This is a genomic window from Mesorhizobium sp. M0910 (assembly GCF_040319465.1).
In the GTDB taxonomy this organism is placed as follows: domain Bacteria; phylum Pseudomonadota; class Alphaproteobacteria; order Rhizobiales; family Rhizobiaceae; genus Mesorhizobium.
Window position 1 is genome coordinate 17221 of sequence record NZ_JAMYNZ010000013.1, and the last position, 26196, is coordinate 43416.

The 26196-nt window shown below is 62.4% G+C and carries 28 protein-coding genes; 8 read left to right on the top strand and 20 right to left on the bottom strand.

Translation table 11 applies throughout. The annotated features are described in order from the left end of the window. Nucleotides 1–2: 2 nt before the first annotated feature. The 7 genes from cimA to cysS all read right to left on the bottom strand — a co-directional run bounded on the left by cimA (nucleotide 3) and on the right by cysS (nucleotide 6143). On the bottom strand, nucleotides 3–1625 hold the full coding sequence (gene cimA, locus NKH78_RS26310) for a citramalate synthase (protein ID WP_352738128.1): 1623 nt from the start codon (nucleotides 1623–1625) through the stop codon (nucleotides 3–5). Beyond that, nucleotides 1622–2578, bottom strand: a complete 957-nt coding sequence (gene pip, locus NKH78_RS26315; protein WP_352738131.1) for a prolyl aminopeptidase — start codon at nucleotides 2576–2578, stop codon at nucleotides 1622–1624. The genes cimA and pip overlap by 4 nt, the downstream gene beginning before the upstream one ends. After that, a complete protein-coding gene (locus NKH78_RS26320) occupies nucleotides 2575–3051 on the bottom strand; it encodes a GFA family protein (protein WP_352448982.1) in 477 nt (158 codons plus the stop codon). The genes pip and NKH78_RS26320 overlap by 4 nt, the downstream gene beginning before the upstream one ends. After that, on the bottom strand, nucleotides 3048–3539 hold the full coding sequence (locus NKH78_RS26325) for a GFA family protein (RefSeq protein ID WP_352884720.1): 492 nt from the start codon (nucleotides 3537–3539) through the stop codon (nucleotides 3048–3050). The genes NKH78_RS26320 and NKH78_RS26325 overlap by 4 nt, the downstream gene beginning before the upstream one ends. Nucleotides 3540–3545: 6 nt before the next feature. Continuing rightward, the gene (locus tag NKH78_RS26330) at nucleotides 3546–3932 is read right to left on the bottom strand and encodes a VOC family protein (RefSeq protein ID WP_352705388.1); all 387 of its coding nucleotides are present in this window, start codon (nucleotides 3930–3932) and stop codon (nucleotides 3546–3548) included. Beyond that, on the bottom strand, nucleotides 3929–4336 hold the full coding sequence (locus NKH78_RS26335) for an endonuclease domain-containing protein (RefSeq protein WP_352705439.1): 408 nt from the start codon (nucleotides 4334–4336) through the stop codon (nucleotides 3929–3931). Before NKH78_RS26335 ends, NKH78_RS26330 begins: the two co-directional genes overlap by 4 nt. 280 nt (nucleotides 4337–4616) lie before the next feature. Beyond that, nucleotides 4617–6143 carry a cysteine--tRNA ligase gene (cysS, locus tag NKH78_RS26340; RefSeq protein ID WP_352738134.1) on the bottom strand — a complete coding sequence of 509 codons (1527 nt, stop codon included), beginning with the start codon at nucleotides 6141–6143 and terminating at the stop codon, nucleotides 4617–4619. A gap of 417 nt (nucleotides 6144–6560) precedes the next feature. Between cysS and NKH78_RS26345 the strand changes: the two genes are divergently transcribed. Further along, nucleotides 6561–6710 carry a hypothetical protein gene (locus tag NKH78_RS26345; RefSeq protein WP_254820210.1) on the top strand — a complete coding sequence of 50 codons (150 nt, stop codon included), beginning with the start codon at nucleotides 6561–6563 and terminating at the stop codon, nucleotides 6708–6710. A gap of 57 nt (nucleotides 6711–6767) precedes the next feature. On the opposite strand, the gene NKH78_RS26350 is transcribed toward NKH78_RS26345, so the two are convergent. Next, complete coding sequence (locus NKH78_RS26350; protein WP_352884780.1) at nucleotides 6768–7529, bottom strand: SOS response-associated peptidase; 762 nt, start codon at nucleotides 7527–7529, stop codon at nucleotides 6768–6770. A 121-nt stretch (nucleotides 7530–7650) separates the two neighbouring features. On the opposite strand from NKH78_RS26350, the gene NKH78_RS26355 reads away from it, so the two are divergent. The 4 genes from NKH78_RS26355 (at nucleotide 7651) to NKH78_RS26370 (ending at nucleotide 10014) form a co-directional block, all read left to right on the top strand. Beyond that, nucleotides 7651–8076, top strand: coding sequence for an NUDIX hydrolase (locus NKH78_RS26355; RefSeq protein ID WP_352884722.1), 426 nt, complete (start codon nucleotides 7651–7653; stop codon nucleotides 8074–8076). Nucleotides 8077–8124: 48 nt separating this feature from the next. After that, complete coding sequence (locus tag NKH78_RS26360) at nucleotides 8125–8502, top strand: TIGR02301 family protein (protein ID WP_023677748.1); 378 nt, start codon at nucleotides 8125–8127, stop codon at nucleotides 8500–8502. 373 nt (nucleotides 8503–8875) lie between these two features. Continuing rightward, entirely contained in the window at nucleotides 8876–9133 is a 258-nt protein-coding gene (locus NKH78_RS26365) for a hypothetical protein (RefSeq protein WP_008874920.1), read from the top strand. An 80-nt stretch (nucleotides 9134–9213) separates the two neighbouring features. Then, on the top strand, nucleotides 9214–10014 hold the full coding sequence (locus NKH78_RS26370; RefSeq protein WP_352884724.1) for a hypothetical protein: 801 nt from the start codon (nucleotides 9214–9216) through the stop codon (nucleotides 10012–10014). 33 nt (nucleotides 10015–10047) lie between these two features. On the opposite strand, the gene NKH78_RS26375 is transcribed toward NKH78_RS26370, so the two are convergent. Next, nucleotides 10048–11379 carry a dihydroorotase gene (locus NKH78_RS26375; RefSeq protein WP_352884726.1) on the bottom strand — a complete coding sequence of 444 codons (1332 nt, stop codon included), beginning with the start codon at nucleotides 11377–11379 and terminating at the stop codon, nucleotides 10048–10050. 83 nt (nucleotides 11380–11462) lie between these two features. Between NKH78_RS26375 and ygfZ the strand changes: the two genes are divergently transcribed. The 3 genes from ygfZ (at nucleotide 11463) to NKH78_RS26390 (ending at nucleotide 15158) form a co-directional block, all read left to right on the top strand. Then, nucleotides 11463–12323 carry a CAF17-like 4Fe-4S cluster assembly/insertion protein YgfZ gene (gene ygfZ, locus NKH78_RS26380; protein WP_352884727.1) on the top strand — a complete coding sequence of 287 codons (861 nt, stop codon included), beginning with the start codon at nucleotides 11463–11465 and terminating at the stop codon, nucleotides 12321–12323. Then, nucleotides 12323–12955 (top strand): HD domain-containing protein, encoded by a 633-nt coding sequence (locus NKH78_RS26385; protein WP_023677753.1) that lies wholly within the window; start codon nucleotides 12323–12325, stop codon nucleotides 12953–12955. Before ygfZ ends, NKH78_RS26385 begins: the two co-directional genes overlap by 1 nt. A gap of 64 nt (nucleotides 12956–13019) precedes the next feature. Beyond that, nucleotides 13020–15158: a putative bifunctional diguanylate cyclase/phosphodiesterase gene (locus NKH78_RS26390; protein WP_352689567.1), complete on the top strand. Its 2139-nt coding sequence runs from the start codon at nucleotides 13020–13022 to the stop codon at nucleotides 15156–15158. Nucleotides 15159–15287: 129 nt separating this feature from the next. On the opposite strand, the gene NKH78_RS26395 is transcribed toward NKH78_RS26390, so the two are convergent. The 11 genes from NKH78_RS26395 to NKH78_RS26445 form a co-directional block, all read right to left on the bottom strand. Next, on the bottom strand, nucleotides 15288–15560 hold the full coding sequence (locus tag NKH78_RS26395; RefSeq protein ID WP_352508513.1) for a DUF3303 domain-containing protein: 273 nt from the start codon (nucleotides 15558–15560) through the stop codon (nucleotides 15288–15290). A 21-nt stretch (nucleotides 15561–15581) separates the two neighbouring features. Next, complete coding sequence (locus tag NKH78_RS26400; RefSeq protein WP_352508512.1) at nucleotides 15582–17045, bottom strand: RimK family ATP-grasp domain-containing protein; 1464 nt, start codon at nucleotides 17043–17045, stop codon at nucleotides 15582–15584. Beyond that, on the bottom strand, nucleotides 17042–18148 hold the full coding sequence (locus NKH78_RS26405; protein ID WP_254820202.1) for a peptidase C39 family protein: 1107 nt from the start codon (nucleotides 18146–18148) through the stop codon (nucleotides 17042–17044). Before NKH78_RS26405 ends, NKH78_RS26400 begins: the two co-directional genes overlap by 4 nt. A 208-nt stretch (nucleotides 18149–18356) precedes the next feature. Beyond that, nucleotides 18357–19148: an anti-sigma factor family protein gene (locus NKH78_RS26410; protein WP_352884730.1), complete on the bottom strand. Its 792-nt coding sequence runs from the start codon at nucleotides 19146–19148 to the stop codon at nucleotides 18357–18359. Beyond that, the gene (locus tag NKH78_RS26415) at nucleotides 19145–19663 is read right to left on the bottom strand and encodes a sigma-70 family RNA polymerase sigma factor (protein ID WP_254820200.1); all 519 of its coding nucleotides are present in this window, start codon (nucleotides 19661–19663) and stop codon (nucleotides 19145–19147) included. The genes NKH78_RS26410 and NKH78_RS26415 overlap by 4 nt, the downstream gene beginning before the upstream one ends. Before the next feature lie 197 nt (nucleotides 19664–19860). Then, entirely contained in the window at nucleotides 19861–20103 is a 243-nt protein-coding gene (locus NKH78_RS26420; protein WP_352884731.1) for a type II toxin-antitoxin system VapB family antitoxin, read from the bottom strand. A gap of 42 nt (nucleotides 20104–20145) precedes the next feature. Beyond that, complete coding sequence (locus tag NKH78_RS26425; protein ID WP_352884733.1) at nucleotides 20146–21039, bottom strand: ABC transporter substrate-binding protein; 894 nt, start codon at nucleotides 21037–21039, stop codon at nucleotides 20146–20148. Nucleotides 21040–21079: 40 nt separating this feature from the next. Next, nucleotides 21080–23779, bottom strand: coding sequence for a DUF2339 domain-containing protein (locus NKH78_RS26430; RefSeq protein WP_352884735.1), 2700 nt, complete (start codon nucleotides 23777–23779; stop codon nucleotides 21080–21082). Between the two features lie 84 nt (nucleotides 23780–23863). Next, nucleotides 23864–24034 carry a hypothetical protein gene (locus NKH78_RS26435; protein WP_352508507.1) on the bottom strand — a complete coding sequence of 57 codons (171 nt, stop codon included), beginning with the start codon at nucleotides 24032–24034 and terminating at the stop codon, nucleotides 23864–23866. Then, the gene (gene recO, locus NKH78_RS26440; RefSeq protein WP_352508505.1) at nucleotides 24031–24816 is read right to left on the bottom strand and encodes a DNA repair protein RecO; all 786 of its coding nucleotides are present in this window, start codon (nucleotides 24814–24816) and stop codon (nucleotides 24031–24033) included. The genes NKH78_RS26435 and recO overlap by 4 nt, the downstream gene beginning before the upstream one ends. A 112-nt stretch (nucleotides 24817–24928) precedes the next feature. After that, the gene (locus tag NKH78_RS26445; protein WP_352508503.1) at nucleotides 24929–26062 is read right to left on the bottom strand and encodes a porin; all 1134 of its coding nucleotides are present in this window, start codon (nucleotides 26060–26062) and stop codon (nucleotides 24929–24931) included. Between the last annotated feature and the right edge of the window lie 134 nt (nucleotides 26063–26196).

The window sequence follows — 26196 nt, forward strand, 5'->3', positions numbered from 1 at the left end:
CCCTACTCCGCCGCCACCAGTCCCGCCATCTCCCGGTTCTTCATCAGCTTGTAGACAATCGAATCCATCAGCGCCTGGAACGAAGCATCGATGATGTTTTCGGAGACGCCGACCGTCCACCAGCGCGCGCCGGTGCCGTCATGCGATTCGATCAGCACGCGGGTGATCGCCTCGGTGCCGCCATTGAGGATGCGCACCTTGAAGTCGGCCAGCTCGAGATCGGCGATCTCGCTCTGGAATTTGCCGAGATCCTTGCGCAGTGCAATGTCGAGCGCGTTGACCGGGCCATGGCCTTCGGCGACCGACATCTTCTCCTCGCCCTCGACCAGTACTTTCACAATCGCCTCCGAGACCGTCTTCAGCTGGCCGTTGGCGTCGAAGCGGCGCTCGACCATGCAGCGGAAGGAGGTGACGCGGAAGAATTCCGGCAGGCCATGCAGCATCTTGCGCGCCAGAAGCTCGAAGCTGGCGTCGGCGCCTTCGTAAGCGTAACCCTCCGCCTCACGTTCCTTGACCACGGCGATCAGAGCGTCCAGGCGATGGTCATCCCGGGGCACGTCGATGCCGCGCCGCTTCAGCTCGGCGAGGAAATTGGCCTTCCCACCTTGGTCCGAAACCATGATGCGGCGGCGGTTGCCGACAGTCTCTGGCGGCACATGCTCGTAGGTCGCCGGCTCCTTGGCCAGCGCCGAGGCATGGATGCCGGCCTTGGTGGCGAAAGCGGAGGCGCCGACATAGGGCGCCTGCGCTTCGGGCGCGCGGTTCAGCAACTCGTCGAAGGCGCGGGACAGACGCGATATACCGGTCAACGCCTCTGCCGAAATGCCTGTAGCAAAGCGGCCCGAAAAGGCCGGCTTCAGCGCCAATGTCGGCACGATCGAGATCAGATTGGCGTTGCCGCAGCGCTCGCCGATGCCATTCAGCGTGCCCTGGATCTGGCGCACGCCGGCCTCCACGGCGGCAAGCGAATTCGCCACCGCCTGGCCGGTGTCGTCATGGGCGTGGATGCCGAGATGGTCGCCCGGTATGCCGGCGGCGATCACCTTTTCGACGATGGCACGCACCTCGGACGGCTGGGTGCCGCCATTGGTGTCGCACAAAACCACCCAGCGCGCGCCGGCTTCATAAGCCGTTCTGGCGCAGGCCAGCGCATAATCGGGGTTGGCCTTGAAGCCATCGAAGAAATGCTCGCAGTCGACCATCGCCTCCTTGCCGGCAGTGAGCGCCGCCTCGACCGAGGTCTTGATCGCCTCGAGGTTCTCCTCATTGGTGCAGCCGAGCGCGACGCGGACGTGGTAGTCCCAGCTCTTGGCGACGAAGCAGATGGCATCAGATTTGGATTGGATCAGCGTCGCGAGGCCGGGGTCGTTCGAAGCCGACACGCCTGCCCGCTTGGTCATGCCGAAGGCAACGAATTTGGCATCGGCCGTGCGACGCTCGGCAAAGAAGGCAGTGTCGGTTGGATTGGCGCCGGGGTAGCCGCCCTCGACGTAGTCGATGCCGAACTCGTCCAGCAGCTTGGCGATGGCGATCTTGTCCTCGACGGAAAAGTCGATACCCGGCGTCTGCTGACCATCGCGCAGCGTGGTGTCGAACAGATAAAGGCGCTCGCGAGCCATGGTCATTTCCCGGCAAACATGTCCGTTGCGCGGATCAGCCTGTCGAGGATGCCCGGCTCCGAATAGGCATGGCCGGCGCCTTCGATCAGATGGAAGTCCGCTTTCGGCCACGCCTTGTGCAGCGCCCAGGCATAGCGCGCCGGGCACGGCATGTCGTAGCGGCCGTGAACGATGGTACCCGGGATATCCTTAAGCTTCCATGCATCGCGCAGCAGCTGTCCCTCTTCCAGCCAGCCGGCACGGACGAAATAGTGGTTCTCGATGCGGGCGAAAGCCAGGGCATAATCATCCTGGCCGAAGGGACCGCTGGTTTCCGGTTCCGGCAGCAGCGTGATCGTCTCGCCCTCCCACAGGCTCCAGGCGCGGGCGGCCTCGACCCGCGCCACAGGATCGCTGCCGACCAGCCGTTTGCGGTAGGCGGCCATCATGTCGCCGCGCTCAGCCTCCGGAATGGGCGCCAAAAACCGCTCCCACTTGTCGGGGAACATCTCCGAGACGCCGAACTGGTAGTACCATTCGAGTTCGGCGCGGGTCAGCGTGTAAATGCCGCGCACGACCAGTTCGCTGACCCGCTCGGGATGTGTCTCGGCATAGGCCAGCGCCAGCGTCGAACCCCACGAGCCGCCAAACACCAGCCATTTGTCGAAGCCGCACATTCTTCGCAGGCGCTCGATGTCGGCGACCAGGTGCCAGGTGGTGTTGGCTTCGAGCGAGGCATTGGGCGTCGATTTTCCGCAGCCGCGCTGGTCGAACAGAACGAGGTCGTAGAGCTTCGGGTCGAACAGCCGCCGGTGCTTTGGCGAAATGGTGCCGCCCGGCCCGCCATGCAGGAATACAGCCGGCTTGGCCCCCTTGGTGCCGGAGCGCTCCCAATAGACCTGATGGCCATCGCCAACGTCGAGCATGCCGGACTCGAAAGCCTCGATCTCGGGATAGAGGGTACGGAATTCGCTGCTCATAATTTCAGGCCCTGCTGCGGCCAGTTGGCCGTCTCGTGATCGGGATGCTGGAAGGAGATGATGGATTCCTGTCGCGCGTAGAAATCCGGGTCGTCATGGATCGGCGCGTCGAAGATCGTCTCGACCCAAGGCAGCCTGGCGGCGTAGTTGACCTGGATCTGCGGCGCCAGATCGGAACGGTCGTCGAAGGCGCCGATGGCGATCTCCAGCGCGCCGGGCTGGCGGTAGGTCAGCGGTGTGCCGCAGCGGGCGCAGAAGCCGCGATCGATGTTGACCGACGACTGAAAGTAACTCGGCTCCTCGCGCACCCATTCGACGCCGTCGCTCGGCACTGTCACCAGCGCGCCGAAAAACGACCCGAACTGTTTCTGGCACATGCGGCAATGACAAATGGACGGGCGGCCGAGCGCCCCGTGGATGCGGAAGCGCACGGCGCCGCACTGGCAGCCGCCGGTACGAACGGTTTCGGTCATGATTTTTCCTCCGGCGGCCATTGTTCGGTGTCGTGGTCGGGATGTTGGTAGGAGACGAGGTCGGCGAGATAGGAGGCAGACGAGACGTCGGCCATCGTTTCCTCACCGGGCAATTCGTGAACATGATCCACATAGGGGACCTTGGCTTCGACACCCCATTGGATCGTCGGCGCAATCTCCTCGGGGTGGTCGAATGCGGCGATGGCGAGCGCCACGCCATCGGGCGCTTCGAAGGTCAGCGGCGTGCCGCATTCGGCGCAGAAACCGCGCAAAGCCGCGTTGGACGAGCGGAAGCGTTTGGGCTCACCGCGCGTCCAGTCCAGCCTGGCGCCGCGCACCGAGACCAGCGGCAGGTAGAAATTGCCGCTTGCCTTCTGGCACATGCGGCAATGGCAGACGGAAGCATCGCCGAGCGTGCCTTCGACGCGGAAGCGCACGGCGCCGCACTGGCAGCCGCCTGTATACACCGGTCTGTTGTCGAGGCTCATCGCGCACTACTCCGGAGCATGGCAGACCGCCTCGACATTGTTGCCGTCGGGATCGAGGACGAAGGCGCCATAATAGTTCGGATGGTAGTGCGGGCGCAGGCCAGGCCCGCCATTGTCTTTGCCGCCGGCGGCAATTGCCGCGGCGTGAAAGGCATCGACCTCGGCGCGGCTGCGCGCGGTGAAAGCGACATGCTGATGATGCTTCGACTTGTCCTTGCCGGCGTGCAGCCAAAACACCGGCCGGTCGCGGCCGTAGCCGCCGACCTTGGCGCCGCCGGTATATTCCTGCGGCACCATGTAAAGCAGCGAGGCGCCGAGCGGCGCCATCGCCCTGTCGTAAAAACCCTTCGACGCGTCGAAATCCGAAACGGTGATGCCGAGATGATCGATCATGGAACTACCTCCGTTGCTGGCTGGCCTGCCAACACGTCGGCGCCAGTCAGGCCGGCCACGATCACGATGTGCTGGCAGACATTGTCAATATCGCGAACGACGTCGTCGTTCCAAAAGCGCAGGATGGTCCAGCCGCTGGCATTCAAGTACGCGCTTCGTGCCTCGTCACGCTGGACGCTTTCGGGATCCGCGTGTTGGCTGCCGTCAACCTCAATGATCAAGCTGTGTGTCGAGCAAGCAAAGTCGATGATGTAAGGTCCGATCGGCACCTGCCGGCGAAAGCTCATCCCCATCAGCCGATGGGCGCGCAATTCGTTCCAAAGCTTCAACTCGGCATCGGTCATGCCACGGCGCATAGATTTTGCATTCTTTCGCTGACGCGATGGAACGAGGTCGTGACCCATCAAGCACCCTCGCCTTCGCGATTGGCGAAATCATCGACGACAGCCAATCTCCTCCCTTGCGGGGGAGATGTCCGGCAGGACAGAGGGGGGTACTGTCCCTCCGGCCTGTCAACCGATCGGAGCCACCCCCTCAAGCAGGTTCCGGGGTGCGAATGGGTTACGTCGAAAGTCGGCGGTCCTTCCCACCCCCCTCTGTCCTGCCGGACATCTCCCCCGCAAGTGGGGAGATCGGCCATCACAAAAGCCTTCGCCAGCCTTGCACACATTTCGACCTCCACCCTCACCGCTTTACCTCCCAGGTGGTGATGCGGGCGCCGGTGACCGGGTCCTTTCCGTCCTTCAATTGCACGCCTTGCGCCAGGAGCTCGTCGCGGATGCGGTCGGCCTCGGCCCAGTTCTTTTCGCGAATAAGACCGAGTCTTTCGTCTATACGCGCTCTGATACGATCCTTGGTGGGACCAGCAGAGCCGTATGCGTCGAGGGTGTCGTCCTCCTCCTGAATGCTTGCGTGGGCGACGGTCTCAGTCACAGCTGGGACGCCACGTAAGAATTCATCCGGGGTGTGCTGCATAAGACCCAGAAGTTTTAGACCAGCCAAGACTCGGCCCGCATCATCCCCAGCTCCGTACGCAGATGAAGAAGCGGTGCGGAACGCATCGTATGTCTGCAAATCGTCGAGCAGATGCTCCAATATTCGAGGTTCCGGTGTGATTGGGTTCACGGGCCAGATTTCATCAAATCGACGGTAGAGTTTCGTAAGCAGCCTTTCCGCCTCTTCCAGCTTGCGCACGGAAAAGTCGATCGGCTCGCGATAATGCGTCATCAGCATCGCCAGCCTGAGCACCTCGCCCGGCCATTTGCGGCCGCCAAAGGTATCCGTCTCCAGCAATTCGGTGATCGAATAGAAATTGCCCAGGCTCTTGGACATCTTCTGCCCTTCGACCTGCAGGAAACCGTTGTGCATCCAAACCTTGGCCATCGTTTCGGTGCCGTGGGCGCAACGCGATTGCGCGATCTCGTTCTCGTGGTGCGGAAAGATCAGGTCGAGACCACCGCCATGGATGTCGAACACCTCGCCGAGATAGGCGGCCGACATCGCCGAGCACTCGATGTGCCAGCCCGGCCGACCCCTGCCCCACGGGCTGTCCCAGCCCGGCTCCTCGGGCGAAGACAATTTCCACAGCACGAAATCCTGCGGGTTCTTCTTGTGCGCATCGACGGCGACGCGGGCGCCGGCCTGCTGCTCATCGAGATTGCGCTTCGACAACTGCCCATAATCCGGCATGGAAGCGGTATCGAACAAGACTTCTCCAGCCGCGACATAGGCATGGCCGCGTTCGATCAAGCGTTGAATCAAGAAGATCATGTCGACTTTGCCGTCGGGCCTGGGCTCGACGAACTCGGTGGCGCGCGGCTCGACCGTCGGTTCCAGGCAACCGAGCGCCGCAACGTCCTTGTGGAACCGACCGGCGGTCTTTTCGGTGACCCGCCTGATCGCTTCGTTCAGCGACAGCTTGCCCGATGCAATTTCGCCGCCGAAATCGCGCAGCGCGCGAGCGTTGATCTTGTCGTCGACGTCCGTAATGTTGCGGACGTAGGTGACGTGCGCTTGCCCGTAGAGATGGCGTAGCAAACGGAACAGCACGTCGAAGACGATCACCGGCCGCGCATTGCCGATATGGGCGAAGTCATAGACCGTCGGGCCGCAGACATACATGCGCACGTTGCGCGGATCGATCGGGAAGAAATCCTCCTTGCTCCGCGTTAGCGTGTTGTAGAGGCGCAGGCTCTTCGATGCGTCAGACATACGTGCGTTCCCGGTGCGTTACTTTGGTTGAGCATGATCTTTGGGATCGTGCTCTGGATGAAGCCAGTTACGCCGAGGCGCAAATCGGGCTCCAGCCTGCTGGCCGGGGCGTTTGTCCAATCTTGGAGGAGATGAGGCGAAAACGTCCAGGACCAGCGCGAGGCTAGCCGATAATGCAAATGCCACAAATGGCGAAAGGCGTTTTCATGGCCGGCTTTATCGCCTTGCCCGGTGTTGCCGTCAAGTCGCTACCTTCGCCAAAAATATCGTTGGATCACAGGAAATGCGGCACTGAAACATTTTATTAAACATGTCGGCACTGTCATGAAACTTCGCCGGCTAGATCAGCAAGCGTCACGATTTGGTCGGATTCGGCCAGCAAACGCAGACACGAAGACGTTACTAGGGAAGAGAAGAATGCCCAAGCAGGAACCCAGCCGTGCCAAGCAACCGGCGCTCGCCAGCTATTACCGAGCGATCGGCCCGGCAGCAATCGTCGCCGCTCTTCTGCACACCGCGAAGAAGAAGAAGCCGGCACAGAAGATCGTCTCGCCGCGCGCTGCCTGAGAATGCGGTCGGGTGAAGATTGAGGCGCTCACGGCGAACCAGTAACAGTAGCTTTTGCTAAAATAAACTCATCTGACTGTCGTTCGCGCCGGACTTCTGGCGCTTGACCTTCTCGGGCTCAGGCTCGACGACGCCCTTCTCCTGAATCTCCGGCCCGGTATTGGCGACCTTGTTGACGAGGTCGGAAACCGGGATCGCTTCGAAGAAATCGGGCTGGGCGGGTCTCAGCAGATCGGCCACGTCGCGCGGCTCGAGCGTACGGCAATCCAGCCAGCGTGCGAAATCCTCGGGATGGATCACTACCGGCATGCGGTCGTGGATATGGGCAGTATCGGCGTTGGCGTGGGCGGTCAGAATGGCGCCGGTGTCCATTTCCGAACCGCCCGGCTCGGCATAGGTCTCAATCAGCCCGGCGAAGGCGATAAGCCCGCCCTGCCTTGGCCGCACCCAATAGGGCCGCCCTCTTCGGCCACCGGTCTGGTGCCATTCGTAGAATCCCGAAGCCGGCACCAGGGCGCGGCGATGGCGCATGGCAGCGCGAAACGACGTCTTTTCCGAAGCCCCCTCGGAACGCGCGTTGAACAGCAGCGGGAAGTTACGCGTATCCTTCACCCAGGCAGGGATCAGGCCCCAGCGCACCAGAATCGAGCGGCGGTCGGGCAGGTTCGAGCCCGGCGCCTGCGTCAATCCGGCGAGCGCCATCAGCACCGGCTGCGTCGGCGCGATATTGTAGCGGGCCGGAAATCCCTCAAGTTCCGCCAGGCCGAGAAAGGCGGCGGTCTGGTCCGGAGTGGCTGTCAAAGCAAAGCGTCCGCACATGAATTCAGCTTTCGATTGGTGGCGTATGAAAGTGGCCATGGAACCTGGCTTTCGCAACCGCTAAAGCTGTTCGCCGACGGTCGGTCCACAACGGGCTGTGCCAATCGAGCGATCCGGAGCCATGGAAGCACGCAAGATCATTCCGGCAGTCTCGGCCTGCGTCGTGCGCGAGAACACGGTGCTGCTGGTCAAGCGGGCCAGGCCGCCCTCGCAAGGCCTCTATGCATTTCCCGGCGGCAAGGTCGAAGCCGGCGAGACGCTGGAACAGGCAGCACGGCGCGAATTGCTGGAAGAGACCGGATTGCAGGCGCGCAGCTACCGGCCGCTGCGGGAAATCCACATCGACGGCAGCGGGGATGGACATCCGGTCGACTACCGGCTGACGGTGTTTGGGGCCGATTATGCCGGCGGCGAGGCGGTTGCCAGCGACGACGCCGAAACCGCGGCTTTCTATACGCTGGCCGAAATGATGGCGATGCCGCTCGCCGATGCAGTGTTTGAAATTGCCGACGATCTACTCGGTCCCAAAAAAGACGGCGAGACGTGAGCCAGAGAATCGCCTTGCAGGCGACAAATTGTTCCAGCACAAAGCCTCATGAGCCGCACGTCTTCGTTTCTCGCCGCATGCCTCGCCGTCAGTGTGGTTGTCGGTGCGCGCCCGGCGATTGCCGCCGAAGCACCGTTCGAGCCCGGGCTGATGCGGCTGGCGGAAGTGCTCGGCTCGCTGCATTTCCTGCGTAATCTGTGTGGCGAGAAGGGCGATCGGTGGCGAGCCGAGATGGAAAAACTGATCGCATCGGAAAATCCGAACCCGGAGCGGCGCGCCCGCTTCATCGCCAGCTTCAACCGCGGCTACCGATCGTTCGGCGGCACTTATACGCAATGCACCGCCTCGGCGACGGAAGCCATCAGCCGCTACATGAAGGAAGGCGAGACGCTGTCTCGCGACATCGCTTCGCGCTACGGAAACTGACGACGGCAGCCGCTTTCCGGAAAAGCCGCATCAAGGCTCGGCGCCGTCGCGGCGGACGCGTTCGACACTTCCCCGCTTGCCTTGACTGAGGTCTTGGTGCAAACCTAATGTTGCACTTTTGCAACTATGTTAACGAAACGTTAGCGCGCAGATGTGAAATTAACTCAAACTGAAGGTTTCCGTCCCCTTGGCCGACCTAATCGGCTAAGTTTGAAACGGATAGGATGCAGGTTTGCTGGACGCGACGGAATTTGTAGACAACGACCAAAAAAATGTCGCATTTACAGATACTTACTTGAGCCTGCGTGTAAAAGGGACAACTCAAGCTTGATCCCTGTCCAACGGATCACCGCTTGAAAGGGTGGACATCGCAATGGAACATGGCGTCAACGACATCGACGCGCTGGTCAGGGAAGAAAAGCGCCTGACTGCCGTGGAAAGCCACAGCGAAGCCTGGGCAGAAGGATTGTCGGCGGGGATCGAGCCGGAAATCATCGCCGAGGCAGCCCTCGAAACGGCATTCGGCGAAATGCTGCGCGCCAATGGCGAGACCTCGGCGCTTGCCCTGCTCGATCGCATGCGTGAAAAGGTGATTGCCGGGGCCTTCGAGCCCGAAAGACTGCGGCACTGATCTCGGTTCTTTGACGACGGCGCGCCGCCGGACATCATGTCCGGGCACATGGATGGGCTGGAACCAGGGAGTAGCAGGCGGTGAATTTTTCGATATCAGACAAGCCACGCGGCCTGGTCCTCGGCATTTGGCTTACTGCTTCCTGCGCCACAATTCCCCTTGCACTGTTTCTTGCGAGCAGTCCCGCTCACGCCCTCAGCGAGATCAAACGCGAAGACCTGCCCTCGCCGATCACGCCGCCGGACGGCGACATGTCGCCGTCCGGAAGTACCGTGCCGATGCCCGGCCCGCTCGGCACGGTACCACCTCCAGCCCGCCAGCCGACTCCGTCCGACGAGCCAGAGCAAACCGAACCGAAAGGGCCAACGGACGATGGCGGGATGGCCAATCCGCATGTCGATCCGGACGCGCCTGTGCCCGAAGTTGTCTACGACCTTACCCAGTTGCCGGAACCGGTCAGGCGCATGCACGATCTGATCGTCGAGGCGTGCAAAAGCGGCGACATCGAAAAGCTTCGGCCGCTGATCGGCACGGGAGACATGATGACCCAATTGTCGCTGGGTGACATCGAGGGCGACCCGATCGCCTTTCTGAAGGGCCTTTCGGGCGATACGGAAGGCCAGGAGATCCTCGCCATCCTGGAAGAGGTGCTCAGTGCCGGTTTTGTCCATGTCGATGCCGGCACGCCGCAGGATCTCTATGTCTGGCCCTATTTCTTCGCCCTGCCGCTGGACAAGCTCGATGCCAGGCAGCGGGTCGAGCTGTTCAAGATCGTCACCGCCAGCGACTATGACGATATGAAGCAGTTCGGTGCGTACATCTTCTACCGAGTCGGCATCACGCCGACCGGACAATGGACGTTCTTCGTTGCTGGGGATTGAGTGGTTTAGCCTGGCCCTTATGAGGCAGGGAGCTTAGCCCGCCAACGCCTCGCAAAACTCCACCGCCCTGCCCTGGCTCGGCGCGACGATCTCGCCTTCCCACATCACGCGCCGGCCGCGAACGATGGTGCCGACCGACCAGCCGGTCACCTGCCTGCCGTCATAAGGCGTCCAGCCGGCCTTGGAGCCTTGCTGGGCGTTGGCGATGGTCTCGCGGCGCTTCAGATCGACGATGGTCAGATCGGCATCGTAGCCGGCGGCAATGCGGCCTTTCCTGGCGATGCCGAAAATACGCTGCGGGCCGTGGCTGGTCAGGTCGACAAAGCGCTGCAGCGTCAGCCGGCCGGCGTTGACATGGTCCAGCATGATCGGCACCAAAGTCTGCACCCCGGTCATGCCGGACGGCGACGCCGGATAAGGTTTTGCCTTCTCGGCCAGCGTGTGCGGCGCATGGTCGGAGCCGAGGACATCGACAACACCTTGCGCAATACCCTGCCAGATCCCCTCGCGATGGCGCGTGGCGCGCACCGGCGGGTTCATCTGGATCAACGTACCGAGCTGCGCATAGTCATCGGCGCTCAGCGTCAAATGATGCGGCGTCGCCTCGCAGGTCGCGACATCCTTATGCTGTTCGAGGAAGCCTATCTCCTCGGCGGTCGAGATGTGCAGCACATGGATCCGGGCGCGAACCTGGCGCGCGATGCGCACAAGGCGCTCTGTGCAGCGCAATGCAGCGATCTCGTCGCGCCACACCGGATGTGAGGACGGATCGCCCCCGATGCGCTCGCCAAGCCGCTCGCGCAGCCGGAACTCGTCCTCGGAATGAAAGGCGGCGCGGCGGCGTGTGTTCCTCAGGATCGAGGCAACGCCTTCGTCGTCCTCGACCAGCAGGTCGCCGGTGGACGAGCCCATGAACACTTTTATGCCGGCCGCACCCGGCAGCCGCTCGAGATTGCCAACGTCTTTTGCATTCTCGCGGGTCCCGCCGACCCAGAAGGCAAAGTCGCAATGCATGCGGCCGGTGGCACGCCGCACCTTGTCGACAAGGGTTGCCTCGCTGGTGGTCAGCGGATTGGTGTTCGGCATCTCGAAGACGGTGGTGACGCCGCCAAGCACCGCTGCCCGGGAGCCCGTCTCCAAATCTTCCTTGTGCTCCAGTCCCGGCTCGCGGAAATGCACCTGACTGTCGACGACGCCCGGCAGGATATGCAGCCCGTGGCAGTCGATCGTCTCGCCCGCCGATGCCTGGCGGAGGTCGCCGATGGCAGCGATGCGCCCACCATTGATACCGACGTCGCGAAAACCCTCGCCGTCGTGATTGACCACGGTGCCGCCTGTCAGGATGAGATCGTAGAGGGGGGCCATGCGGATCCGGTCTCTTGCGGGGGAAGTGCCAGCGGCTTACGTAATGACCGATAGTTTTGCAAGATCAGGCTCGTTTTCCCACCATGCCCTTTGCGTCGCTCAGAGATCGCGCACTCGTTTCCGTGTCCGGACCGGATGCCGAGCACTTTTTGCAGAACATCCTGACCACCGACCTCGACGCGCTCGGCCGCGGCGAAGCAAAGCCCGGCGCCTTGCTGACGCCGCAAGGCAAGATCCTTTTCGACTTCCTGATCTCGCGCGCTGGCGAAAATATTTTCCTGCTCGAATGCCGTGCTGAGACCATCGATGACTTCATGCGCCGGCTGACGCTCTACAAGTTGCGCGCAAAAGTCGAAATTGCCAAGGCAAATCAGTCGGTTGTGACCGTCGTATGGGAAAGCGATTCAACTGCCTCGCAATTTGAATCAGCACCGTTTGCTGATGCGCGGTTTGTCGATGCTATCGTCACGCGCTTCTATGGTGGCGCCGCAGACGGCGGCGACCTTGCCGCATGGCAAGCCTTTCGAATCGCCAATGGCATTGCCGAAAGCGGCAGCGACTATCAGCTCGGCGACGCGTTTCCGCATGATGTGCTGCTCGACGAGATCGGCGGCGTCGGCTTCAAGAAAGGCTGCTACGTCGGCCAGGAGGTCGTCTCGCGCATGCAGCATCGCGGCACTGCCAGGCGCCGGGTGTTGATCGTCTCGGCCGAACGCCCCCTGCCCACTTCGCGCGCAGAGTTGGCCGTGGCGGGGCGACCAGTCGGCACGCTTGGCTCGACCGCCGGCACGACAGGCCTTGCCATTGCCCGCATCGACCGGGTCAAGGCAGCGCTCGACGCCGGCCTGCCGATCCTGGCTGACGACGTCGCCGTGTCGCTCGCCATCCCGTCCTGGGCGAAGTTCAGCTTTCCGCAGGAAGCCGTTGGCGCGGAGGACGCCTGATGGCGGCCGACCGCGCCGGGGCGCCGCCGCGTGCCTGGCAACGTATGCTGTCCGGCCGCCGGCTCGACCTGCTCGATCCTTCGCCGCTCGACATCGAGATCTCCGATATTGCCCATGGCCTTGCCCGCGTCGCACGCTGGAACGGCCAGACCAGAGGCGATCACGCCTTTTCGGTCGCCCAGCATTCGCTGCTGGTCGAAACGCTTGTCGGCGAACTGATGCCGGATGCCGACGCTGACGCGCGGTTGGCGGCGCTGCTGCATGACGCGCCGGAATACGTCATCGGCGATATGATTTCGCCGTTCAAATCCGTGATGGGCGGCAGCTACAGGGATTGCGAGATCAGACTGCAGCGCGCCATCCATCTGCGCTTTTCACTGCCGGCCGAACTCGACGCGGGGCTGCGCAAGGAAATCAAGCGAGCGGATCAGATCGCCGCTTATTTCGAAGCAACGCTGCTTGCGGGTTTTTCGACGGCAGAGGCGACCGAGTTCTTCGGCAGGCCTCGCGGTTTCAACGCCGAGCGCTTCGATGTCACGCCGCGCTCGGTGACCTGGGCGCAGAATGCCTTTCTCAAACGGTTTGCGGCAATCGAAAAGTCGCGACGCCAGACTGCCGTTCCAGCCGGCTGAAAACGGTAAATTAACCGGCAGGGACAACAGTGCCGTGGTTAACCATGGTCCATAGGCTTGCCTCATGCCCGTTGCCGGTATCAAGGCTGGTTCATCCGTCCGCCGACGGAGGGCCAAAGGCGTTGGTCTGCCGCGACGGATCGAAGACGAGCTACGCGAACAGAACGAGCGTTTTTCGGCAGCGATCGAGAACATGTCGCATGGCCTGTGCATGTTCGATGCCGATGAGCGGATGATCATCTGCAACAGGAACTACATCAGCATCTTTCGCCTCGACGCCGAAGTGGTGCGGCCCGGCATCCGGTTTTTCGACATCCTCCAGCACAGCGTGGATATCGGCATCGCCTCGCAAAGCGCCGAGCAACTCTATGCCATCCGCAAGCCCTATATCGACCAGGCAAAACCTTCCACCTATGAGGAAACGCTTGCAGACGGGCGCATCGTCAACATTTCGCACCGGCCGCTGGCGTCAGGTGGCTGGGTCTCGATCTACGAGGACATCACCGAGCAACGGCGCGCCGAGCAGGAGTTGAAAGAGCAGCACCGCCGTTTCGACGCAGCACTTGCCAACATGTCGCAAGGCCTTTTGATGTACGATGCGGACGGCAAGCTGATCGTGCGCAACGAACGTTTCCTGGAACTTTATCATGTCAGGCCCGCCGACTTCCCGCTTGGCATGAGCCACCGTGATGCGTTCAAGCGGCTGCTGGAACTGGGCATTTATACAAAGCTCGACCCCGACAGCGAAATCTCGCAAATCGAAGCCTGCCTGCGGGCGGGGAAAACACACGTAACGCATCGTCATCTCGCCGACGGCAGGACGCTGCTGGTTGCGCGCCGGCCGATGAGCGGCGGCGGCTGGGTCGCGACGTTCGACGATGTCACCGAGCGCAGGCGTGTGGAAGAGCGCATGACCCATCTTGCGCACCACGACACACTGACCAACCTGCCCAATCGCTCGATGCTTCGCGAACGGCTCGACCAAGCCCTGAGCGAGACGAGAGACGGATCGCTGGCGATATTCTCGCTCGACCTCGATCACTTCAAGGCAGTCAATGATACTTGGGGTCACCCCGCCGGCGACTGGCTGCTGAAATGCGTGGCCGAACGGCTGCAACGGTGCCTGCGCAATGAAACGGACGTTGTCTCCCGCTTCGGCGGCGACGAATTCGTCATCATCCTGTTCAATCTCAAAAGCCCGGGCGACGCGGAAAAGCTGGCCAAACGCATAGTCGAGATCATCGGAAAGCCGTTTCGCGACAAGAGACACGACATGCGTGTCGGCATCAGTCTCGGCATCGCGCTGTTTCCGAATGACGGCAAGGACGCCGAGACTTTGCTGAAAAATGCCGATATGGCGCTCTATCGGGCAAAGAGCGAAGGGCGCAACCTCTACCGCTTCTTCGAACCGGCCATGGACGCGAGGGTGCGGGCCCGCCGGGCGCTCGAAATCGATCTCAGGGCAGCGCTGTCGCGCCGCGAATTCGAGCTGGATTTCCAGCCGATCATGAACATCGCCTCCGGCGAAATCGTCGGTGCCGAAGCCTTGATGCGCTGGCGATCGCCGGTGCGCGGCCTGGTGCGGCCGGACGACTTCATTCCGGCCGCCGAGGAGACCGGGCTGATCGTGCCGCTCGGAGAATGGGCGCTGCGAAAAGCCTGCACGACCGCGGCCGGCTGGGCGGCTTGGCGCATCGCAGTCAATGTCTCCGCCGTGCAGATCAAAAGCGGTACCTTTGCCCGCAGCGTCATTTCGGCACTGGCGTTCTCGGGCGTGCCGGCCAACCGACTTGAACTGGAAATCACCGAAACGGTGCTGATGGACGAGAGCGATCTGGTGCTCAAGACACTCAGGCAGCTACGCGATCTGGGCGTCCGCATCGCGCTGGACGATTTCGGCACCGGCTATTCCTCGCTGGGCTACCTCAGGCGCTTTCCCGTCGACAAGATCAAGATCGATCGCTCGTTCACCCGTGACATCGACAGTCGCGATACCGCGGCGATCGTGCGCACCATCATCGGGCTTGGCGCACAGCTGGGCATCACCGTCACCGCCGAAGGTGTCGAGACCGAAGCGCAGCTTGAATTCCTGCAAAAAGAGGGTTGTGTCGAGGCCCAGGGCTATTTGATCGGCGTGCCGTCAAAGGCGTCGGACATCAATCGGCTGCTGAAGTCGAGCGCGACGATCCGGCAGTCCGGCTAAGTGCGACAGTCTCGCGGAAGCGCGGGCAACCGGCTTAGATCTGCTTGAGATGACGCTCGATTCGCGTGTTAATTCCTTGATAGAGAAGGCGGAATTCAGGTGTGGCGAACCAGGAGGTTCCTTGCCGGGTCAGAGGTGCCCGTTCAATGCCTCAACCATATCCTTGTTCGTCGCCACAGGAACAATCTCGAATTCGACCAGATCCGCCCATTCGATGACCCACCGCTGCAGGAGCGTGATGTCATCGGCCTCCACCAGCAGGAAGCAGCGGCTCATATCCGCTGCGATCCAGCTGTGGTGCACGAGAAGCGCGTCCGGCTTCAGGCGGCCCTGGTCGCGGAAACGGCGGTAGATCTCCTTGCGGTCGCAGCCGCGAAAATCCTCGATCACGAAGAACAGCATCTTTTCCCCCACAATCGTATATCATCGCCCCGGCCTGTCCAGCCGCTCCAGGAACCACTGCGTCAGCCGCACCCAGACCTCGTCCTTTTCGCCAGAGTCTTCCCAGCCGTGGTCGAGGTTGGGGTTGTCGTTGACCTCGATGACGAAGACGCCGTCCCTAGTTTCCTTGAGGTCGACGCCGTAGAGGCCGTCGCCGATGCAACGCGCCGCACTCACCGCCGTCTCGACGACATGGGCCGGCGCTTCCTTCAGGGTGAAGGTCTTGATGCCGCCCTGGTCGGGCTTGCCGTTGGCCTTGTGATTGACGATCTGCCAATGTTTCTTGGCCATCAGATAATGGACAGCAAACAAGGGCTGGCCGCCGAGGACGCCGACGCGCCAGTCATATTCCGTCGGAATGAATTTTTGCGCGATCAGGAGGTCGGAATCCTCCAGCCATTCGGTTGCGAGCGTCTTCAGCTCGTCGAAGGTGCCGCATTTCTTGACGCCGCGCGAAAACGAGGAGTCCGGGATCTTCAGCACCAGCGGGAAGCCCAGCGTCTGCGCCGCAAGTTCCAGGTCCGAGGTGCCGGCTATCATCACCGTTGGCGGCACCGGTACCTTGTTGTAGGTCATCAGCTCGTTGAGATAGACCTTGTTGGTGCAGCGGATCATCGACAGCGGATCGTCGATGACCGGCATGCCTTCCTGCTGGGCGCGGCGGGCAAAGCGGTAGGTGTGGTTGGAGATCGAGGTGGTCTCGCGGATGAACAGCGCGTCGTAGTTGGCGAGCTTGGCCAGATCCCGCTTGGTGATCGGCTCGATTTCGACGCCCATCTTTTCAGCGATCTTGGCCCAGTGGCGCAGCGACGAAATCTCCGACGGTGGCAGTTCCTCATGCGGATCGACCAGAGTGGCGAAAGTGTAGCGCGCCGGCGTGCGGCCCTTGGTGTCGCGCCACTCGCGGTTGGTGTAGGTCTCCAGGCACTGGAGAAAGTGCGTTTCCTCGTCCTCGGTCATCCTGGCCAGGGGATGGAACCCGATCTTGCGGATCGAGGCCCATTCGGCGCTGTCCCTGATGTGGACCTCGAGCGCCGGGGCACGGAACCAGTCGAACAGAAGTTTTGCGAAGCGGTCCCAGATCCTGGATGGTCCGATGCCGAAGAAGATGCAGACCTTCTGGGGAAAAGCGCCACCCAGATCCTTGCGGCACTTGTTGAGTGCGAGTTCGAGTTCCGGCAACGCGTGCTCATAGAGCTTGCGCTCCGACAGGTCGATCATCGTTTCGACCGTCGGGATGACCTTATGGCCGCGCGAACCAGCAAGCAGCGACGCGTAATAGCCGCGGCTCTGGTAGCCGTAATTGTTCGACAGGTTGATGACCTTCGGCCGCTGACCGCGAAACAGTGCCGGATGGGCAAGGTAGTCGCGATTGGTGATGATCTTGTGCGGCGTCGCCACTTGGTCGAGATCGTTCTGCCGGCCGGTAAGGATGACCCAGGTCATTGGCTATCGCGCTTTCCGAGAGTGATGGCGGCGCGCAATCCGTCGCGGCCGAATTGCGCCATGTTCATGAAGATGCCGTAAGGCACGGGAATGTTGGCAGCATCGAGGATCGTCTCCTGCCGCTCGTCCTCGACCCAGGGGTCGTGGATCAGGATATGATCGCCGTCGTCACCGATGGCCAATACCCAGTGCGGAACCTTCTTGCCGAACATCAGGAAGCCGCTGATCAGGACCAGCACCAGTTTTCCCTCTGCGATCGCGGTGCGAATGTCGTCAAGCCCGAATGAACGGTAATTCACCGGGATGCTGTAAAGTTCCGCGCGGCGGCGAAAGTCGACCTGCGCCAGCTCCATGACCCGGCGCTTGTCCTCGCTGCGCACCGACTGCAGGAACAGCGCGCCGTAGAAGGAGACATAGATCTCAGCAGCAAGCCCGCTCTCATAGCCGGCGACGGCAAGCCCGAACGGTTCGCAGCCGCCCGGCCCCGACATCATGAAAACGGTCGTCGCCTCACGCCACAGCCTGATTTCCATCACCGGATCCGGCACGAATCCGGGGCCGAAGTAAGCCATCGCCATCATCAGGCAGCATGGTCCGCAAGTAAATTCGCAAGTCTGCTGATAAAACGGCACTTCGGTGGCGACCGGAATGTCGCCGCGCAAGGTCTTTTCATAGCGCAGCGCCGTGGCGCCATCCTCGTAATAGTCCGGTTCGCGACCGATCTTGCGGTAGCCGCTCTGCTCGTAGATCTGGATCGCGCGCGGGTTGTCCTCGCGGACTTCCAAACGAAGCATCATGCGGCCGTGCTCGAAAGCGGCGGCCTCGGCCTCTTCCAGCAGCAGCCGGCCAACGCCACGGCCGCCGAAAAATGGACCAACGGCGATCGAATAAAGCCTCGCGACGCCGCTGCCCTTGCGAAACAGCACGACTGCATAGCCGGCGACGCGGCCATCGCTTTCGCCAACCAGCAGCTCGGCGGTGTCGCGTTCGATCAGTTGGCGAAAGGAGCGGCGAGAAATGCGATCGCTCGAGAAAACGGCTTTTTCGATGGCGGCGAGGTCATCGACGTCGGACGCGCGGGCCTTGCGAATCTCGGCAGGCATGCGGGCTCAGAAAACCTCGATTGGGTTGTGGAAACGGCCCTAGTCTAAACATCGGTCACACCAGCCGAAGTGCCAGCATTAAGCAAGCGCTATCGCACCTCGATTAGGGCCGAATTGTGACAGTTTTGACTGCAGGCAGGTCGCGCAAAGGCTTTGAACGACCTCCGTGTTTAGGCATCGGCGCGGCTTCGGAAGAGCGAGAGCCTGCTCAGCTTTGCAAGCCCGCCAAAAGCTGGCCATAGGCGCTCTTGGCCACTGCGGCCAGTTGCTCGCGCGGCAGCGAGCCGACGACGGCGCAGCCATAACCCTTGTCCAGCCAATAGACGGCCTCAGGACCATCGTCCTCCCCATAGGTGCCCTTGGCCTTGGCTGCCGATTCGGCGGTGACGAAGAGCGATATGCGCTCGCCCTTGACGTCCTCGTAAAGCAGCATCGCGGCCTTGCCCTGGCCGGCGGGCAGCAGCCGGCCACCGACCAGTTGGAATCCTTGCGCGGCCAGATCCGGCGCGACGAGCTTCAGACCCACCTGGTTCGACAACCAACTCTGCAAATGATCCTTGTCGCTTGCCGGCACTTCCACCGCATGCCGCGTTTCGGCGGCATAGATGACGTGGGCGGCGATCGCCTCTTCGGCAAGCTGGTCCTCGGCGGTATTTTCCAGGCCGAGGCCGCCGATGCCGGCAAGGTAGCCGCCAGCACCGCCAATCGCCAGGATGGCGGCAGCGGCGGCCGCAAGCCACCAACGCGAGCGCGACGGCGATACTCTGACCACCGGCGCCTCGCCAAGCACCACCTTGCTCAACCGCACCGGCACGGGTTCGTCCAGCACGCCATTAAAGGCTGCGCGCAACGCTTCCCGGTCGGCGGCGTAGCGTGCGCTCTTGGCCTTCATCTCGGCATTGGCCTCGAGCCATGCCTCATAGGCCGTCCGCTCGTCGCCCGGCAACTCGCCATCGAGAGCCATGTGGATGTCGCGTTCGGAGAAATCGCGCCGGCTCATTTCTCAACGATCCTTATCGAGCGGCGGCGCGCGGTATCATCCAGCAGCGCTCGCAGTTCGTCACGCCCGCGCGCGATGCGCGACATCAAAGTGCCGGCGGGCACTCCAAGGATGTTGGCGGCTTCGGCATAGGAAAACCCTTCGATGGCGACCATCACAAGTGCCGCGCGCCGGTCAGGGCTGATCGCCTGCAGCGCGTCGACGATCTCGCGCGAGGCGATGCTCTCGACCTGCTCGGCGGGTGCTGCCTGCGCCTCGCTTGTCTCGAGCGGCAGCATCGCCGCCTCGCCGCGCCGGTTCACCTTGCGCATCTGGTCGATGAACAAATGGTGCATGATCGTAAACAGCCACCTCCTGGGGCTTTCTCCTGTCTGCCAATTGTCGAGCCGCACAAGCGCCCGCTCGAGACAATCCTGGACGAGATCGTCGGCGGAATCGCGGTCGCGCAACAGCGAGCGTGCATAGCGGCGCAGACGCGGTATTTCACCCAGGATTGCTGCCTTCTTTTCGTCCATGACCGCTGGTTCTGGAGCCCCTGTCCGTGGTGATTGAACGCGCCTTTGCAGCGCGGCGCAAGCGGCCAGCGCGAAGCGGTCCGCCGCCCCGGTCACCCAAGCAACTGAATAACGCTGCCAGTGGCAGGTTTATTCCCGGGTTGCATCCGAAAGTTGAAAGAAATGCGTGGTGACGAATAGCGGCGCGTCGACAAACGTCAGTCTTCCCACATCTCGTCTGTGAATTTCTTCATATCGAAGTCAGGATTGGGCAGGCCGATCCTCACCGCCTCGGCTTGCAGCCTGGCAATCCGGCCGCGAAGCGACACATTGGTGCGACTGCGTTCGAGTTCGTGCACAAGCGCGGTCCGCACCGCCTCCGTTTTGCTTGGAGCGTCCGTCTGGCGCTGCAACATAGTCGCTAAAGCATCCACTTCGGGGCCTCGCATATAGAGTGCCATTTGATCCTATGTCTCCCTTGCTGCGGGTCAGCGGCCGCAGTACTATTCAATCACACGCACCGCTCTATTTACTATATTTGAAGGCACCGTTAGACCGAGCTTTCTCGCGGTCTGCAAGTTCACCACCAATTCGTGCTGGGACAAAGTCTGAATTGGTATGTCGCGGGGGCTCTTGCCATCAAGAATCTTCTTCGCGCACAGCGCCATGTGATATGTTGCGCTTCGCAAGCTGGTGCCGTAGCAGAACAGACCTCCCGCATCGATCTGCTCCCGCGCGAAGATGGTTGGCAAGCGACGCGCAAGGGCAAGCTCCGCGATTCTTGCGCGGAGTGCTGCAATGATCGGCTCCTCGAGGACGATGAGCGCTTCGACCAGTTCGCGATCCATCGCTGCAAAAGCGCCGTCAAGATCGGGCTGAGGCCTAATGCGGAGAACCTGCGGGTTCAGCCCAAATTCTTGTATTGCCCCAGCATTGGAGGCTGACAGGCAATCGGACACCCCCTGATCGCTCAAGATCGCGATGCGGGAGAGCGCTGGTAAGACGGCTCGCAACAACTCGACATGCGTCCGCGCCTGGTTTGGATCGAAGCTGGTTACTCCTGTCATGTTGCCGCCGGGCTTCTCCAGGCTTGCGGCGAGGCCATCACTGACCGGATCGACGACGACAGAATAAACGACGGGGAGCTCCGTTGTCGCCTTTTGGACCGCACGCGCGGTTACCGCCCCGATCACGGCGATAAGGTCGACGTTCAGCCTAACCAGTTCCGTCGCCAGGGTGGGAAGCCTGCCCAAATCACCATTGGCCGATCGCTGCTCAAACCGAATGCTCCGGCCTTCGGCAAATCCCAATTCTCTCAGCCCCTCCTTGAAGCCTTCGATTGGTCCCCCAGGGCCTGCCGTGATGATGCCGATCGTAGCTATGTCGTTTATGAGCAACGCGCTGTCCTCCAGGCTGGAGCTTCTTGCAGTGGACGACCTAATTTACCTCTCTCGCCGCCCTTGTCAGCAGCCGCTGATAAAACAGGCCGATGCCGATGAGCACCGCGCCGAGGCCGATGAAGGACAGCGCCCGTAACACCCCTTCCAGTTCCGACATGTCGAAGACGAAGACTTTGAGCACGGCGATCGAGATCAGCGCCGCCGACGCTATGCGCAGCACCTGGGACTTCAGCCAGACACCGGCGGTGAGCAGCACCACGCCGATGACCAGCCACAGAGCCGAATAAGTATAGGTCTCAAGCTGGCCGAGACCGCTCCACAGTCCGATGAACTCACCCTTGAACAGGCGCCTGACCGACAGCGTGGCATAGGCAAAAGCGAGCACCGCCGCCACCACCGCCAGCATCGCCGCATACCATTGCGGCCGCTTGTCACGGGAATAGAGTGCCAGTGCGCCTGCCGCGACCGCCGGCAAGAGGTAGGCGAGGAACAGAAGGTTGAACACCGGAATGCTGCCGGTCGATTCATCGGTCAGCAACGGGTTCAACGCCAGAAAATGCTGGAGGACGATGAAGGCGACCGAGACCACGCCCGCTGCAATCGAGCCGTAACGCAGCACCTGACTTGGCGAGCGCATGTCGATAGCGACCAGGATGGCACCGGCACCGATGGCGATCAGCGTGTAGATCGCCTGTTCGGCAAGCGTTGCAGCAGCCGTATCGATGACGCCGCCATGCATGGCATGGCGCACCAGCATGGCGACGGTGAGCAGGCAAAACAGCGCGGCGCCGGCCTCCATGGCAAGGCGCGGTCGGCCATTGGTAGTTCGGGCAAGCTGCCAGGCGGCAAAACCGAAAGCGAGCGCCGGCACGCCATATCCAAGCAGCAGCCAGTTGAACACCGGCGTCTTCGACAGGAACTCGGCACCGACGATGGTCGGGTCGAAGGCAGCGCGGCCAAGCACTGCAATCACCGCACCAACGGAAATCCAGCCAAGCACCGGATAGCTACGCCAGCGCGTCGCCAGCGCCGGCACGGCGGCGGCTGCTCCGAGCAGGATGGTTGTCCAGCCGGAACCAAAGGCCATGTGCAGCATCAGCAGGCCGGCAATCGCCGCGCCGCCGAGCGCGAAGGAGACGGCAGCGCCGCCGGTCAGCGGCGGCGCTTCGCCGCGTGCTATCCATTCGCCGCCGGCGACGAAGACGCCGACCAAAACGGCTGCGACCGCCGCATAAGCAAGGTCACGGTCGAGATTGCCGAAGGTAGACCAGAGCGCCAGCAGGATGACCAGTGGCGCGACAGCGCTCCAGGCCGCCCATGTGGCGGCGCGCAGCCAGCCATGGGCCGCAAAACGGCGCGCTGCCCAAAAGCCGAGGCCGATGAAGACCAGGCCGAGAACGATGCCGACCCTGAGCATCAAGGCATCGGACGCCACAACCGGCATGCCGTCGACGCCAAGAGCGCCGCCCGAAAAATCGGAAGCGATCGTGGTCGGCGGAATGATGCCGAGATAGACCAGTACCGTCGCCAGCCCGGCGGCGTGCAGCAGTGCCAGCGCCCGCGGCCGATAGAGCGCCACCCCCACCAGGGCTGCGACAAGGGCGGCACCCGGCAATGCACCGCGGATGGCGGCGAAGGCCGGATCGACAAACAGGGCCAGCGCCGAAAGCCCGACGAAGAAGCCCGGCGCGATCGACGGCCAATCGAAGCCGCTGCCGGCGACCGTTTCGTCGCGGCGGCCAAGCCAGACGAAGGCGAGCACGGCCAGTGTCACCCCGTCGATAAAAAGGATGACGGAAAGGTTCGTCCCCGGCGCTTCGGTCATGTAGAAGACGGTCCAGATGCCGGTGGCGACGAAGGCAGCGGCCATCAAAAGGCTCCAGTCGCGGATACGGGCGATGACGCCGGTGGCGACGAGCACGATCGCCAGATAGCCGAACAGCGCCCACGGATTGGGCGCCTGCGAGGCGACCAGCAGCGGCGTCACCATGGCACCGAGCAGGCCGACGCCGGCCAGCGCCTGACCGTGGACCAGGCTTGCCGCGATCGTCGCCACCCCGATGGCGCCGAGCAGCGTGAAAGCGAGCGTCGGGCCGATGAAGCCGTAAATGCTGTACGCGGCGTAGACGGTACCGAACAGGATGAAAGCGCCGGCGGCCGTCAGGATTGCCGGGATATAGGCACCGGCGGCACCTTGCACCGGCACCCTGAAGCCGGTGCGCCGGATGAACTCGCCGCCGGCGACCAGCACCAGCCCGAGTGCCGCCGCCATGGCGAGCCGCACGCGCGGCCCGAAAATGCCGGCCTCGATGGTGTAGCGGATCAGGAACAGGCCGCCCAGCGCCAGCGCGATGCCGCCGACCCAGACCGCCCAGCGAGTACCGAGAGCCGTTTCGACGTCGGACTGGCGAGCTGGCTTCGCCGCGGCCGCCGGTAGCGCCGACTCCGGCGCGGATGGCGCCGCGGTATCGGCCTCGGCCTCTGTGGCTGATGCGACCGCTGCGGTCCCTGGCGATGCCAGGTCGGCTGCGGCCGCAAGCGGTATTGCGGCATCCGCCGGTTTGCTGTCGTTTGCTGCCGGTTCTTTGGCTTGCAGCGGCAGCGCAGGCATGCCCGAAAGCACAAGGCTGCGCAAGGCGCCAAGCTCGCGCTCGATCAGGCCGATACGGCCCTGCTGGCGTGAAATGATGACGAACAGCGCGATGATGGCGACGAGGCCAATCAGGCTTTCAAACATGGCGGTTCCCCCAAACCAGGCCAGTTGTCACTGACATTCAATGTTCAGTGACATTCAAATGCGGCGGCCAAACGGCCGGTCCATTCAACGTGCCACCAGATTGGCCGCCGGACAGATCGAGCATGTTTCAGTGCCGAAAGCCAGCAGCTTGCCGTTGACATCCTTCAGCGCCGCTTCCGAAACCGCCAGCGTGCCGCCCTTTGTGCCAAGGCCGAGCGGCGAAACGTTGCCGGGATAAGGTTCAACGTCGCTCATCTGGTGGTCTCCCCGGCGGTTTCTGCGGCGCTCGCCTTGCCGGATTCATGGCCGGGTGAGTGATGCCTGCGCAAGGCGGCGAGAAACCCGGCGCGGGCGCCGGGAGGCTCGATGCCGCGCGGTTCGTAGACATGGCGGGTCAAAAAGAAGCCGGTCAGCCGGAAGGCGTCCTCGATCGCCGCCGGATCGGCGCGCAGCCCGGAGCCGCGCTGCAGGAAGGCCGGCAGCGCCAGCATCTTGTCGCGCCACGGCGCGCCCGCCGCGCGCGACACGGCGCGGCCGGATTTCGGCGAGACATAGGCAAGATCCTGCCTGGTGCCGGTCGCCGCACACTGGCTGAGATCGAGGCCGAAACCGAGTTCGTCGAGGACCAGCAGCTCGAAGCGGGCCACCAGCTCGCCTGCGGCATCGGCATCGTCGAGATGAGCGATCATCACCGCAAGCGTCTCGAAAAGGCCGCCATGGGCGTCACGCTCGGGCAGAAGACGCAAATGTGCGGCCATCGTCTGCAGGCCGTAGACGGCAACGGCGCTGTCCATCAGCCGGGCGGCGTTCATCTCGATCGCCTCGACCTGGAAGGTGCCGAGATGCTCGTCGAGCCGCGCCCGCCACAGCAGGTCGACGCGATTGCCGGGCTGCAAGACCGGCTGCTGTTTGCGCGAACGGCCGCCGCGCACGAGGCCGAGATGGCGGCCATGCACGCGCGTCATCACCTCGAGGATGGCGCTGGTTTCGCCATGCTTGCGGGTGCCCAGAATGATTCCCTCGTCGCGCCATTCCATGACGAGAGCTTGTCACCGGTTGGATGGCGAAATCAAGATGAGCGACTATCCGCCGCAAACCAAAACGGCCCGTAGCGTATCGCTACGGGCCGTTCGGAGATACTGGCTTCGATTAGAACGAGCGCTGGAAGCGGAGAATGCCGCCGACGCTGTTTTCCTTGTCGGCTTTGGTGAAATTCGTGACGGAATCTTCACCAAGATGCAAGTAGTCGACTTCGGCTGTGATCTTGAGACCCTTGACGATTTCATAGGCGATGTTCGCTGCAAGGCCGAAGTTCTTGCCTTCGTCATAGGAGAGCTGGGTGTTGAACGAGATCTTCTCGTTGATAGTGTAGGTGCCACCCCCCCAGACCGCCCAGTTGCCGCTCCACTGCTTGTAGAAGCCACGACCGTGGGCGTCGATCGCGTTGCCTGCGTCATCCGTGAGGTTGTCGTCGGTGCCGTAGCCGCCCATGATGAACAGAGACAGGTTGTCCATGGGCTTGACGTCCAGGCGAACCTTGCCGGCCACTTCTTCATAGTTGCTGTCATAAGCGACGACGCCGGTGATGGCGCCCCAACCCTGCGTGTATTTCACGCCCCCGACGACATGCGGAACGTAGCTGTCGATCGTACCAACGACGCCAGAGCCTTCTTCGAGCGAGACCACGGCCGAGAAGCCAGTGCCGGCGTCGAAATAGTACTGGACGACATTCGTGTCGAAGGCACCATACGGAACCAGCGTATCCTGGATGACGCTACCGGCATAGCCGATGAACGTGTCGAAGGCCGATTCGTCCTTACCGACGCGCAGACCACCGAGTTGGATCCAGGCGAATTTTAGCGACAGGCTCCTGTTATGGGCTTCGTTGGCGAAGATGTAGTCGTTTTCATTACCGAAGTTGAAGCGGGTCTCGGTGTAGGTCTTCAAGGTGCCGAGCTCGGTTTCCTGGCCGGTCCAGGTCTTAAGCGTGAAGCGGGCGTTCTTGCGGTAGGTGTCATTCGCGCTGCCATCATCATGGTCGCCGGTGACCGCACCGTCGAACGAGCCGACATCACCCACGCCGATATCGTAACGGACATAGCCGCCGATGCGCAGGCAGGTTTCGGTGCCGGGGATGTAGAAGTAGCCAGCGCCGTAAACGTCGCAGATCTTGACGTATTCGGCGGGTTCCGGCTCGGCAACGACGACGGCGTCAGCGGCGCGCGCGCCGGATACTGCGATCAGCGCCGCAGCGGAGCCGAGAAGCAGGCTCTTGATGTTCATTTTCTGACCTCTCCAGTCAAAGTTAAAAATGGTTTCGAATTTTGTGGCTGAACAGCAGCATTCCCCGCCTCACCCCACATCGAAAAAGGCTCGCACCGCTCCCCCTTTTCGGCGGCGAACATACCCAACCGCGC